This window comes from Treponema sp. OMZ 857 (assembly GCF_024181085.1).
In the GTDB taxonomy this organism is placed as follows: domain Bacteria; phylum Spirochaetota; class Spirochaetia; order Treponematales; family Treponemataceae; genus Treponema.
Map to the genome: position 1 here is coordinate 466,972 of NZ_CP051147.1, position 14,513 is coordinate 481,484.

Here is a 14,513-nt window from a genome sequence, read left to right on the forward strand (position 1 = left end):
AAGGAAGTGCGGCGTTCGGTATAAAGCTCAAAGTACCGGAAGGGTGAAAGGGATGGCGCCAGATCTTTCCTTAGCTATGCGAGCGGAAGCGGCTGGGGACTATTAGGGAAGGGATGGAGTTTAGGAGGAATAGAAAGCATCAGTATAGACACACGGTTTGGCCTACCACAGGTATAACGGGAAGGACACATACATTGTAGAAGGCAGCCGTGTGAGGTATGAAGGGGGAGCGTGGATAAAGGAGAAGGAGCAGCGGTATGAACGGATAGCCAACGGGTGGGTAGAAGGGAGAGGAGTAAGTGAAAATTATTTTGAAGTAACGGGGAAAGACGGACGGGTAAAGATATACGGGAAAGAAAGGTGGAGCGGCAAAGGAGCAGGTGCAAAATATATTTATTATTTGGATCGGGAGAGAGACAGCTTCGGAAACGAGGTGAAGTATGTGTACAAGAAGGAAACCGGAGCAGAGGGTGAAGAGGTACTTCTTGAACAGGTTATCTACGGGAAAGAGGGCGAGCGGCACGTGCGTATTGAGTATGAAGGCAGAGGTGATGTGCGGCTTGAGGGACGTGGAAAGTATGTGAGGAAAGAGAGTAAGCGGATAGCGAGCATCGAGATGAGCGTCGGTGGGCGGGCGATAAGAGCATACGGCTTTGAATATCGAGAAAACGAGATGGGAGAGAGCCTTCTTGTAAAGCTTGAAGTAAAGGGAGAGGGAAGCGCGGAAGGGTATGGGTATGAATTCGGGTACGAAGAAGCGGAGAAGGAGAGCGGGAAGCTGCGAGTATTCGGAGAGACGGAAGGGTGGGAAAGAAGCGGGAGCATAGCGGAAAGCGTACACATAAGCGGAGGAGGAAGCGGCAGCGGAGGAGTGGGAGTGAACTTTGGAGGCGCCGTGTCGATATCAGGAGGCATGACCGCTTCTGCCGGAAGCGGGAGTGGGCATAGTAAGCGGAATTTTGTGGATGTAACGGGAGACGGGATAGCGGACATTGTGGAGTGGAAGAAAGGGGAAATAAGGATATATGAAGGGAAAAAGCGCAGCGACGGAAAGATAGGATATGAGCGGGCGGAGTACTTTGATGGGAAGGCATTGAAAGGGTTATTTTTAAGTGAAAGCGAGGATTGGAACTGGAGTATCGGAGGGAAGGTAGATATTAATGTGGATTTTGGGGCAGGCTCGGCCGGAGCAGGTGCGGGACTGACAAAACAGGGAGGGCGCGGAGAAAGTAAAAGCGAATTTGCAGATGTAAACCGGGACGGGTATGTGGATTTTGTGTCGAAGGGAAAGTACTACGAAAACGACCGGGGAAGAGGCTTTAAAAGGGGAATTGTTTTAAGCGGGATAGAGAAAGCGGAGATAGGGGTAAGTAAAGAAGAGAGAGAGAAAGCGGAGAAGGGGCACTATTTTCAGGAAGTGATACAAGCATGGCGGAGCGCAGTAAGCGGAAGCATAGAGATAACAGTAGATATAAAAGAGAGGGCAAACGGGAAGCTGTGCGTTGTGACAGATGGCAGCAGAGAGGAAATCGACTGCAGCGAAGCCAAAGACTATACTTTTAAGAAAGCGGTTAAGCGGGGACAGTATATCTATTTTGCTACGGAAACGGATAACCGCGTTGAAATTGGCGAGAGCGTGAAGGCGGACATAAGGATACGATACACACAGTACCAAAGAGACGAACAGCTTGGGGCGCACATTGTGTATAAGCTACCTGAAGCGGTACGGGAACCGCCTGCCGGTGTATTGAAAGATTTATATGAAACAAGACAGGATGGTGGCGGCCATACGCTATGGCGGCTTAAAAACAGTGATTATAAAAAGGATCTGAACGAGGAATCGATAGAAGCGATACTTGAAGGAGGCTATTACGAGTATGCCGGAAACGAGATAGGAAAGGAGCGATTTGAAGCGGTATGGAGCAGGATCGGAGATCAGGAGCAGCAGGAGAGATTAAAGGCGCAAGTGCGGTATGACGGGGGCTTTGAAGAATATGTGTATACAATCAATAACGGGACGTATACGTTTGAAAGCGATATTCTTTCGAAATTGAGCGCCATCGAGCGGAAAGAAGAAGCCGGCTATAAAAATGCCGAGGGGAAAACACGGTATCCGCTGTATTATCTTGACGGGAGCGCCTATTATCGGGACAGCCTGACGCTGCAATCGAACAGCGAACGCAAGAAGGGAGAGCGCGGATATGAAGATTTAGCGGGTATAGAAGTCGGAGAAATCAACGGAAAAACCTACCGGATTGAAAAAGAAGGAGAGGAGCTTGTTCTGTATGAGCAGGGAAAGAGGAAAGATGGAGCGGTTGTAGCAACGGAAGGAAGCGGCGTAAAGGCAGTGGTAGAGCCGCGGAGCAAGACTGGCTATGAGTTTGCAATTGTACTTGAGGGAAGAACGCTCGGGCGGACGATCAGCAGAGAAGAATATGAAAAAGGGATGGCGGAGAAAGTCGAGAAAGGAATAGAATACCGCATCAGTCGAGTAGAAAGCGTAAGCGAGGTGGCCTACGGGAAGATAAAAGACAAGACGGTACGGAAAGGCTCCGAGATGGTCGGGATAGGAACATTGTATGAAAAGTCGGGGAACGAGTGGCATTTGAAAGAGGGCGCCGCAGAAGAGGATAAAAAAGAGATAGCCAAAGCGCTGAAAGCAGCGCGGATAGAAGGGAAAGTGATTATCGACGAGCTGCCCGAAGGAGAGAAGCGGATACGAGAGATCGGTATCTTCACCGACAAAGAGAAAGAGGCAATCGGCAGCGAGTACTTTGAAGAGAAAGCCGAAGGGTATCAAATAAAGAGCGGGATAAGCGGAGAAGGGTTACAGCAGTTCGAGAAGAAGCTGAAGCGGTATGAAAGTGAGACGTATGAGTTTCCGTATTTTACGTATGATGGGGTAAAGAAAGAATACAAAGTAAAAGAAGGAAGTTTTGAGCAAGAGAAAGTAAAGCAGTTTTTAGAATATGTAGAAAGCTATTATTACGAGACGGTGGGAGTGCGGATAGAATACCCGAGGGAAAGCTTGTATGAAGTAAAAGATGGCCGGCTTGAAATGAAGAAGATAGAAAACGGGAAGGTGGTAACTGCATGGGAAGAGATAAAAGAATACCGAGGCAATGAGAACTATTGGATTGGGGAGTATGAAGGGAAAGAAGGAATAGCTGGGTTCGGCCGGTATGAGCAGATGTACGGAGGAGGGAACCGGTGGTACTACGGAGTATATTCGAGGTGGGGAGCGCAGAAGTTCAGCGTGGAAGCGCTTTTTGCAGCAAATGAGTATGAGAAAAATGAGGACTATAAAGACAAGGCGAAAGCAGAGCAGGCGAAGGAAAATAGTAAGGCAGAGCAGGAAACACGAGAAAAGGAAAAAGATGCATTTGCCGCGCAGCTTAAACAGAGCGGGAACGGACAGGAGATTGGAGCAAGGGTAAAAGCAGAAGTTGCGAAAGAGGTTGAGAAAGGAAGACTCGGCGGGTATAGCGGCGTACAAACGTATGGAAGATACGCAGCGGAGCTGGATGGCAAAGCGCCTGAGCGAGACGGTGCGAGCGAATGGAGCTTTAAAGACAAAAGCCTTATTGGAGCGATAGCGAATACAGCGGAAAACGGGTTTGATAGAGACGGAGAGCTCAGAAGCGCCATAGTGAGCTATGCGGCGTATATCGATAACGGAGTGCTGCACAGCAGCCGGATAACCGGCGGGGCGTACCGGAAGCTGCCGTGGGTAAAAGCGGCGAGCGGATTTGCGCTTGGAGCGAATGAAAGCAGCGGATTTGATAAAACGGTTGAAGCGCATGCTAATGCATCGGTTGCATCGATCAATGCGAGCGTCGGCTTTAATACGGGAGAGAGTAAGCAGGTACAAAGCTATCAAGACATCAATGGAGACGGGTATCCTGACATCCTGAAAAACGGAGAAGGGGGAATTGAAGTACAGTACGGGACGGAAGAAGGAGCGTTTAAGGCGAAGGGACGGATAGCGGGGGGAGCGTTAGGGAAGAATAGTAACGAATCGCGGATATTCGGTGGAGGAGTGGGGATGTCCGGAGGGATACAAGTAGTACGTGCGAGCGGGAGCGGGAAAGTAACAGAGCTCACCCCGCCGCCGCCGCGAGGGGATCCGTACGGAATAAACGTGAATGAAGGAGTAAACTTCTCACGGGGTAGACAGCAGCAAGAAAGCGGATTAGTCGATATCAACGGAGACGGACTACCGGACTACCAAACAGCGGACGGAAGCAAGCTGAACATCGGAGATGAGTTTAAAAAAGCGGGGAGTTGGGCAGGGGGAAGCCTATCGAAGGGAGCGATTGATAGTAACGGAGGGAACTTCGGAGCAGGCTTGAGTGCGGGAGCGAAGGAGTACTACGGAGGAGGCAACCTCGGAGTAAACGTGAACGTAAGCCGGACGACGACTGACGAGCTGATAGCGGATATAAACGGAGACGGCTTACCGGATCTTTTGAGCGTGAAAGATGATGGAAGCTATAGGGTAAAGCTGAACCGAGGAGCGGGTTTTGACGAAGAAGAAAAGACGATTGAAGTGAGAGGCTTGGAGGGTGAAGAGTATGCGAAATATTACCGCGATTCACTTTCGCGGCTTGTGGATACGTCAGAAAACATCCAAGTACCGTACCGGCCTGGCGGCATGAATAAGGAGGTTGATTCAAATAAAATAGCGGAACTGTTGCAGGTACCGAAGGCATTGGAATTTAACACAAGTCAAAGTGTGGGGATGTCGGGAAGTCTATCGGGGCAGGCAGCGGTGAAGTGGTTTTTTGTTGCGTTGACGTTTAACTTTTCAGGTGGAGTGAATGGAACCTATAGTAACAGCGAAGTAAGTTTACGCCTCTTTGACGTAGACGGGGACGGATTGTCTGACCGCGTCTTCAACATCGGCGGCTCCGATAAGCTGTACGTACAGCGGAACAAGTTAGGTAAAGTCGGGCTTTTAAAGAAGATAAAGCTACCGACCGGCGGCAGCTATGAGATAGAGTACCAAAGAGTCGGGAACACACGGGAGCTGCCGCAGAGTAAGTATGTATTAAGCGGCGTAACAATGAATTCCGGGCTTGAAACAAAATCAGGAAACATACAATCGTACCGCACAACCTACACCTACAAAGACGGCTACTATGACCGCAAAGCAAAAGAGTTCTATGGATTTAAGACAGTCCGCGCGGTAACGGGGACGGGCAAGACCACCGAGACCGAGTACTACATCGATGCCTATTACCGCAAAGGCATGATTAAAAAAGAGACGGTAAGCGCCGGAGGAAGCATCTATTCGATAAAAGAGTATGAAGTAGATGAAGAGCCTCATGCGCGGATAAAAAAAGAGTGGAACACAATACGAGAAGGATACCGCGAAATACGGACAGAAAGCGATTATCGCTATGACCGGTACGGCAATGTTACGAGCTTAGAAGATAAGGGAGACGTTACCAATCCCAACGACGATATTATTGCCCGCATACGGTATTGGGACAGTGCCGATGATGCACACTACTTTAAAGCGCACCCCGAACGGATAGAAGTGCTGGACGGCAAGAGCGGCAGGCTGTTGCGGAAGCGCGAAGGACGCTACGATAATAACACCGGTGCGATAACGGAAGTAAAACAATACACGGGCAATAACACACTCCTTACCTACACGATAGAGTGGGATGAAAGCGGGAATATCAAAACACTCACGAGCCCCACCGGAAAGAAGGTACGCTACCGGTATCAAGACGGGATATACCCGGTTAAGATAACCGAAGAAGGCAGTAAAGGCGGCACTCCGTACGAGAGTACGCTCCTGTGGGACAGTGCCTTAGGGGTAAAACTTGAAGAGACCGACAGTGCCAAAAGCACCATGAAGTACCGGTATGACGGCTTCGGGCGAGTTATTGAAGTGCGAAGTCCCTATGATGATCCTGCAGGTACTCCCTACGCAAAGTACGAATACCATACCCCGGAATCTTCTTTCTGGTACACGGTAACGGCAAATAAGCTTACCACCGAAGCGGCCGACACTGCCATTATGAAAACGATAGTCATGCATGACGGCTTAGGCCGCGCCCTCTACACGGCAAAAGAAGGGGAAGTGTACCGAGAAGGAACTGCCGGAGAAACGAATGTCGGCTGGAATATTTCGGGGGCGACCTACTACGACGAGGCAGGAAGAAAGATAAAAGAAGGAATGCCCTTCTTCTACGCAGGCGATTTACCGGCTGAGCTTGCAAGCAAAGCTTCTTACGCAAGCGTCGAGCAGTTCTATGAAACAAACGACTTTACGAAACTGCGAAACGAAAGCGCCTATACCTACGACGGCATCGACCGAGTAATCAATACATTGTTACCCGACGGAAGTGAGCAAAAAAATGAGTATGAAATAGAAGACGGTTTACAGATAACAATCGCAACCGACCCGTTAGAGAATAAGAGCGTTACAAAGAAAGACGCGCGCGGAAACATCCGGGAGGTGGAACGCCTTGATAAAAACGGCACAGTCTTAACCAAAGGCAGATATGAATATTCGGTATTGGGAGAGATGCTTCGTGCGTATGATGCAAACGAGAATATTGTCTCGGTAACATACGACCTGTTAGGGAGAAAAGTAGCCTTAGAAAGTAAAGACACCGGAAGGAAAGAATGGCGCTATGATAGCAAAGGGCTCCTTGAAGCAGAGACGGACTCATTGCTGCGCAGTAAGTTAAGCGAGATACAGTACGTCTATGACGGCTTTGATAGGCTTGTAAAAATAGACTACCCGTTCAGTGAAGACGTAACATACGAATACGGAGTACCCGGCCAAGTCGGTGCAGGAGAGATAGTCCATAAAAAAGATGAGAGCGGAGAGATAAGCTACAAGTACGGGAAGTTAAGCGAAGTCGTAGAAGAGACACGGACAATACAGCGCTACGAGGTACTCAGTAAGCCGGAAACGGCAACCTTTACTTACTGCTCCGACTACTTAGGTCGTATGCAGACGATGAAATACCCCGATGGGGAAACCATCACCTACACCTACGACAAGGGCGGACAGCTCAAGGGGGTGAGCGGCGTAAAGAACACGGTAAAGGGAAGTGAAACCTACAGTTACATCGACACGATTGTCTATGACGAACACGGGCAGCGCGTGTATATCAAATACGGAAACGGCGTAGAGACCCGCTACCGCTACGACGACAAGCGCCGGTGGTTAAAAGACATCGAGACGAGAAATAAACAAACCGATGAGGTATTCCAGAAAATAACCTACCGCTTCGATAAAGTCGGGAATGTCCTCGGTTACAGCAACGACGCGAGTGTCTACGAGACGAGCCAGAGTTACACCTACGACAGCCTCTATCAGCTCATCGGAGTGGAGGGAACCAGCAACCAGTACAAGGCGATAAAAAGCTTTGGAAGTACGCCGGTACATGTTGCAAAGTATAAGCAAGACTTTGCCTTTGACGGCATCGGGAATATGACACGTAAGGCCAGCACCACGAACCTCCCCGGCGCCCGCGGTAACGCCTACCCGAACGCAGAGCTTGACTACGACCTCACCTACGAGTACGACCCGGCCTACGCACACCGGCTTGTGCATGCCGGAAACCGCTACTACCGCTATGACGCGAACGGCAACATAACGGCGGAAAAAGACGGCCCGTTTACCGAGGACGATGAGTTTATTTTTACATACAACTACGACCCGGACACCGACGTCTACGGCACCGACTACGGCTTCGGCCTTGACGCCCCAAAGGAGACGGAAGAGAGTCATCCGGAGAACCTATTTGCGTACCGGCGTAACTACACGTGGAATGAGAAGAACCTGTTGACCAAATCGAGCGACCGAAGCTACACCGTACACTATCGCTATGGTGAGGACGGGCAGCGAGCCTTAAAGTACACCGAAGAAGGAAGGAGCGAGACCTTATACTTCAATAACTTCTACACGATACACATCCCCGTGCAGGATAAGAACAACCCGCAAGGCTTACGCGTCCACAAGCACATCTTTGTCGGCAATAGCCGTTTAGTTACCGCGATGACGCATACGGACAACAACGGAGACAATGCCGAGCAGCGGGAGAAGCGGTACTACTATCATAGCGACCACCTCGGCAGCGCGCAGTTTGTGACAGACTGGCGAGGCAGGCAGTACGAGCACATCGAATACACACCTTACGGGGAGCTCTGGATAGAGGAAGTCGCCGCAGGCTTAGACAAGCTGCCGTTTAGGTTCACCGGTAAGGAGATGGATGAAGAGACGGGGCTGTACTATTACGGCGCGCGTTACCTTGACCCGAAGTATTCGAGGTGGTTGAGTGGCGACCCGGCGCTGGGAGACTACATACCCAAAGCCCCGATAGATGACGAGGCTAAGAAACACAACGAGAACCTGCCGGGCATGGGTGGGGTGTTTAATGTAGTGAACCTGCACCTGTATCACTATGCGGGGAATAATCCGGTGAAGTATACTGATCCGGATGGGGCTTTTATTTTAATGGTTGGGCTATCTAATACGGCTGGTGGTGGATTAGGGGTATCAAATAATAGCGGTTTTTTTGTTTCACTTCCTTTAAACGGAAAAGATGCTTCTATTGGTACATACACTATAAGTCAAACAGGGGCGTATATAGGATTAGGAGCTTCTAGTGGAATTGAACTTACGCTGGCACCGTTTGCTGACGAATTTAGTGATATAGAAGGATTTTCATTAGTTAGTGGTGCTAGTGTTAGCATTTCTGGCCTCATAGGTGCCGGAGGAGAAATTGGATATAATCCTACAGCAAATAGTTTATCTGAGAAAATTCAAAGTATTACTATTGCTGGATCAATTACTGCTAATGTTCCAGGTGGTTCTCCTGGTGAAGTACATACATGGACGGCCTATACGGTAAAAGTCTCTGAACTAAATATAACTAAAACTCTTAAAGAAATAAAACAGATCACTAACGATATTGAGAAGTTTTTGAAAAATAACGATACTGATGGGTTGATGAATTATCTTAAAGAGAATGAATTAATATTTCAAGGGATGTGAGTATGGAAAGTATAAAGATTATAGAGGCTATTATAATTGCAGCATTTATTTTTCCGGCACTTTCTGTATTAATCATAATCCTTCTTGTGATTTTTACGCATATTTATTTTCATCGATCAAATCTTGCTTCTTCATTTTACGAACAAGCAACAAGAGAAAAAATATTTTTTTTTAAAAATGCCGTATATAATTCTGGATTAATTTCATCGTCGTGGGATAGATTTAGATTCATAGTAAAATGGTGTTTGAATGAAGACTATGTAAAAGAAGATTCTATTCAAGCGAAACAAATAAAGAAGTGTTATTTTATGTTAAATATGGTACAATTGCTTTGTTTTCCTTTATCTTTATTGTGGGTTTTACTGTGTTTGATTACAGTAGCAATTACAATTTTCCTCATTTAGATAGGAGAGAAAAATAGTCAAATAATGGACGATCTATCGGGTTTGAATTTAAAAAAATTGAGGAGTAATAAAAGAAATATATGAAGAAAGTAGGAATATGTATTATTATATTAACTATAATATTTGTAATTATTGCTAATATGGATAAATATTATGCCAGTGAAAACTTGGTTTTTGATACTACAGATATTATTAATGGTAATTATTATTTAACTGCTAAAGAAAATATGGAAAATATTCAGGTATCTGCTTTACAGTGGTATTATACTAATATTGTAGTTACTATTTTATTGGTGTTATGGATTCTGACAGGACTGCTATTTTTATATGTAATGGCACGCTATGTATTGCCTTATTTGTGGTATAAAAAGTATGATCATATTTTTGATGGATCTTAATTTTGTATGTATGCGTTATACTAAGAAAATAATTTCAGGCTATGAAAACAAAATTTTGTTTTTATTCACAGCTTAATTATTCTTACCCCCGGACAGCGATTGAAGTGGAAATCCTTTTTGCTGCGCGTGTAATGCATTTGCGGTTTTTGAAGCGCTTAAGCGGAAAAACACCGCGGGAACAAAGCAGTAGCGGCAAAAAGATTGGAGCGGAAAGCGCGGTGCTGCATTTTGTTTTCTTTGAAGTTATAGTAAACAAAATGCAGCAGTCCGCCAAAGAAAACTGCTTATTAAAAAGAAACACTGTGCCGGAGGTTTTTCCGCTTACGATAGGAAGCGGAAAAACGAAGCCTTTTGAAAAGAGGCGGAGCAGATACAAGGAGACAGCCGAAAATAAAGCGGAGACGTATCGGGTATACGTCGAGCATTTATTTTCGGCGTGCGACGCCGTAGATGCCCGCATATTTTCAAAAGGTGGAGCAAGCGGGGTATATAGTGAAAGCGAAGTAAGCTTACGCCTCTTTGACGTAGACGGGGATGGACTCGCCGACAGGGTCTTCAACATCGGCGGCTCCGATAAACTGTATGTACAGCGGAACAAGTTAGGGAAGGTCGGGCTTTTAAAGAAGATAAAGCTACCGACCGGCGGCAGCTATGAGATAGAGTATCAAAGAGTAGGGAACACACGGGAGCTGCCGCAGAGTAAGTATGTGTTAAGCGGCGTAACGATGAATTCCGGGCTTGAAACAAAAGCCGGAAACATACAATCGTACCGCACAACCTACACCTACAAAGACGGCTACTATGACCGCAAAGCAAAAGAGTTCTACGGGTTTAAGACAGTACGTGCAGTAACGGGAACAGGCAAGGTAACGGAAACCGAATACTACATCGATGCCTATTACCGCAAAGGGATGGTAAAAAAAGAGACGGTAAGCGCTCAAGGAACCGTTTATTCGATAAAAGAGTACGAAACGGATGAAGTCCCCCATGCACGGGTAAAGCGAGCGTTGAACACGATACGGGAAGGATACCGCGAAATACGGACAGAAAGCGATTATCGCTATGATCGGTACGGCAACGTTACGAGCTTAGAAGATAAGGGAGACGTTACGAATCCCAACGACGATATTATTGCCCGCATACGCTATTGGGACAGCGGCGATGAGCGGCGCTACTTTAAAGCGCACCCGGAGCGCATCGAAGTGCTGGACGGCAAGAGCGGCAGGCTGTTGCGGAAGCGAGAAGGACGCTATGATAGCCAAACGGGCGCGATAACGGAAGTAAAGCAGTACACGGGCAATAACACACTCCTTACCTACACGATAGAGTGGGATGAAAGCGGGAATATCAAAACGCTCACGAGCCCCACCGGCAAGAAGGTACGCTACCGGTATCAAGACGGGATATATGTCACCAAAATAACGGAAGAAGGAAGTAAAGGCGGAGCGCCGTACGAAAGCACACTCCTTTGGGATAGCGCCTTAGGAGTGAAACTGGAAGAAACCGATAGCGCGGGTAACACCATGAAGTACCGCTATGACGGATTCGGACGTGTTATTGAAGTGCAGAGTCCCTATGATGATACGGCAGGTACTCCCTACGCAAAGTACGAGTACCATACCCCTTCATCTTCTTTCTGGTACACGGTAACGGCAAATAAGCTTACCACCGAAGCGGCCGACACGGCCATTATGAAAACGATAGTCATGCACGACGGTTTAGGCCGCGCCCTCTACACCGCGAAAGAAGGAGAAGTGTACCGAGAAGGAACCGCCGGAGAAACGAATGTGGGCTGGAATATATCAGGGGCAACGTACTACGATGAGGCGGGAAGAAAGATAAAAGAAGGAATGCCCTTCTTCTACGCAAGTGATTTACCGGCTGAGCTTGCAAGTAAAGCTTCTTACGCAAGCGTCGAGCAGTTCTATGAAACAAACGACTTTATGAAGCTTAGGAACGAAACCGCCTACACCTATGACGGAATAGATAGAGTAATCAACACCTTATTACCGGACGGAAGCGAGCAGAAAAATGAGTATGAAATAGAAGATAATCTACAAATAACGATAGCAACCGACCCGTTAGAGAATAAGAGCGTTACAAAGAAAGACGCCCGTGGAAACATCCGGGAAGTGGAACGAAGGGACAAGGCAAACAATCTTCTCACCAAAGGCCGGTATGAATACTCAGTCCTCGGCGAGATGCTTCGTGCGTATGACGCAAACGAAAATATTGTCTCGGTAACGTATGACCTGTTGGGTAGAAGAGTAGCCTTAGAAAGTAAAGACACCGGAAGGAAAGAATGGCGCTATGACAGTAAAGGGCTTCTTGAAGCGGAATCGGACTCACTGCTGCGCAGTAAGTTAAGTGAGATACAATACCACTACGACAGCTTTGACCGCATCGTAAAAATAGACTACCCGTTCAGTACCGACGTTGAATACACCTACGGCCAAGCAGGGCAAGCCGGAGCGGGCGAGATAGTCCATAAGAAGGATGAGAGTGGAGAAATACGCTACGAATATGGTAAATTAAGCGAAGTGGTCAAAGAGACGCGGACGATTAAGCGTTACGAGCCGTTAAGCAAACCTGAAACGGCGAGCTTTACCTACCGCTCCGACTACTTAGGCCGTATGCAGACGATGCGCTACCCCGATGGGGAGACCATAATTTACACCTACGATAAGGGCGGACAGCTAAAGGGGGTGAGCGGCGTAAAGAACACGGTAAAAGGAACGGAAAACTACAGTTACATTGATACGATTGTTTATGATGAGCACGGACAGAGAGTCTACATCAAGTACGGCAATGGAGTTGAGACCCGCTACCGCTACGACGATAAGCGGCGATGGTTAAAAGACATTGAGACGAGAAATAGACAAACCGATGAGGTATTCCAAAAGATAAGCTATCGCTTTGACAAGGTCGGGAACGTCTTAGGCTACAGTAACGACGCGAGTGTCTACGAGACGAGCCAGAGTTACACCTACGACAGTTTATACCAACTTATCGGAGTAGAGGGAACCAGCAACCAATACAAAGCAATAAAGAGCTTTGGAAGTACGCCGGTCAATGTTGCAAAGTATAAGCAAGACTTTGCCTTTGACGGAATCGGGAACATGACAAAGAAGTCCAGTACCACAAACCTCCCCGGCGCCCGCGGTAACGCCTACCCGAAAGCCGAGCTAGACTACAGTCTTGATTACGAATACGACCCGGCCTATGCACACCGCTTAATTCATGCAGGGAACCGCTACTACCGCTATGATGTAAACGGCAACATCACGGCAGAAAAAGACGGGCCCTTTACCGAAGACGATGAGTTCATCTTTACCTACAGCTACGACCCGGACACCGACGTCTACGGCACTGACTACGGCTTCGGCCTTGACGCGCCAAAGGAGACGGAAGAGAGTCATCCGGAGAACCTATTTGCGTACCGGCGCAACTACACGTGGAACGAAAAGAACTTACTTACCAAATCGAGCGACCGCAGCTACACCGTGCATTACCGCTACGGTGAGGATGGGCAAAGAGCGCTCAAGTACACGGAAGAGGGAAGAAGCGAAACGCTCTACTTCAATAACTTCTACACGATACACATCCCCGTGCAGGATAAGAATAACCCGCAAGGCTTACGCGTACATAAGCACATCTTTGTAGGGAACAGCCGTCTTGTTACCGCAATGACCCATACGGATAACAACGGGGATAACGCAGAGCAACGCGAGAAGCGCTACTACTACCACTCAGACCACTTAGGAAGCGCACAGTTTGTAACCGACTGGCGAGGCAGACAGTACGAACATATTGAGTACACACCCTACGGGGAACTGTGGATAGAGGAAGTAGCAGCAGGACTGGACAAGCTGCCCTTCCGGTTTACCGGTAAGGAGATGGACGAAGAGACGGGGCTGTATTACTACGGGGCGCGGTACCTTGACCCGAAGTATAGTAGATGGTTATCAGGTGATCCGGCGTTAAGCGACTATATACCCAAAGCGCCGATAGACGACGAGGCGAAGAAGCATAACGAGAACTTACCCGGCATGGGCGGGGTGTTTAATGTCGTGAACTTGCACCTGTACCATTACGCGGGGAATAATCCGGTTAAATATGTGGATCCTACCGGTAAGTTTTTTATTATTGATGATTTAATAGGGGCGGTAATTCAATCAATTCGTGATAATAATTGGTCAAATTTTGGAGAGAAATTTAAATCCAATTTTATTAATACATGGAAATTGATAGGTCATTCAATATTGATGTTGCCACAAACCCTGTGGTTTGCACCACAAGAAATTCTCGGATTACTATTAGGGTATGGTTGTATTCTTGGATCAGGAGGAACGGTTGATTGGGATGGCGGTTTTACATATGTAAATATGACAGGCTCTTCATGGAAGGATAAGGGAATAACTTTAGGAAGTGTCGGTATAGGGGATCCTGATGTAAAATCGCATGAAAAAGGACATTATTACCAATCGTGGATATTGGGGCCGTTATATTTATTTGTCATAGGGATACCAAGCGGTATTCATGCGGCGATGCATAATACAAATAAATGTAATAGATGCAATGAACTTAGAGAAAATGGAGACGACGATCCTTATAAGCATTTTTGGACGGAGCAATGGGCTGAAAAATACAATAAAGAAAAGAATAAAGAAGAAAAAAAATAATTGA

4 protein-coding genes are annotated in these 14,513 nt (G+C 47.3%); all 4 read left to right on the forward strand.

Translation table 11 applies throughout. The features are described 5' to 3' along the window. The first annotated feature begins 211 nt into the window (after nucleotides 1-211). The 4 genes from E4N66_RS02115 to E4N66_RS02130 all read left to right on the forward strand — a co-directional run bounded on the left by E4N66_RS02115 (nucleotide 212) and on the right by E4N66_RS02130 (nucleotide 14,509). Nucleotides 212-9,025, forward strand: a complete 8,814-nt coding sequence (locus E4N66_RS02115) for a toxin TcdB middle/N-terminal domain-containing protein (protein WP_253728781.1) — start codon at nucleotides 212-214, stop codon at nucleotides 9,023-9,025. Nucleotides 9,026-9,027: 2 nt separating this feature from the next. Continuing rightward, on the forward strand, nucleotides 9,028-9,429 hold the full coding sequence (locus E4N66_RS02120; protein WP_253728782.1) for a hypothetical protein: 402 nt from the start codon (nucleotides 9,028-9,030) through the stop codon (nucleotides 9,427-9,429). Between the two features lie 80 nt (nucleotides 9,430-9,509). Then, entirely contained in the window at nucleotides 9,510-9,827 is a 318-nt protein-coding gene (locus tag E4N66_RS02125; RefSeq protein WP_253728783.1) for a hypothetical protein, read from the forward strand. 41 nt (nucleotides 9,828-9,868) lie between these two features. Then, nucleotides 9,869-14,509, forward strand: coding sequence for a toxin TcdB middle/N-terminal domain-containing protein (locus tag E4N66_RS02130; protein WP_253728784.1), 4,641 nt, complete (start codon nucleotides 9,869-9,871; stop codon nucleotides 14,507-14,509). Nucleotides 14,510-14,513: the final 4 nt, after the last annotated feature.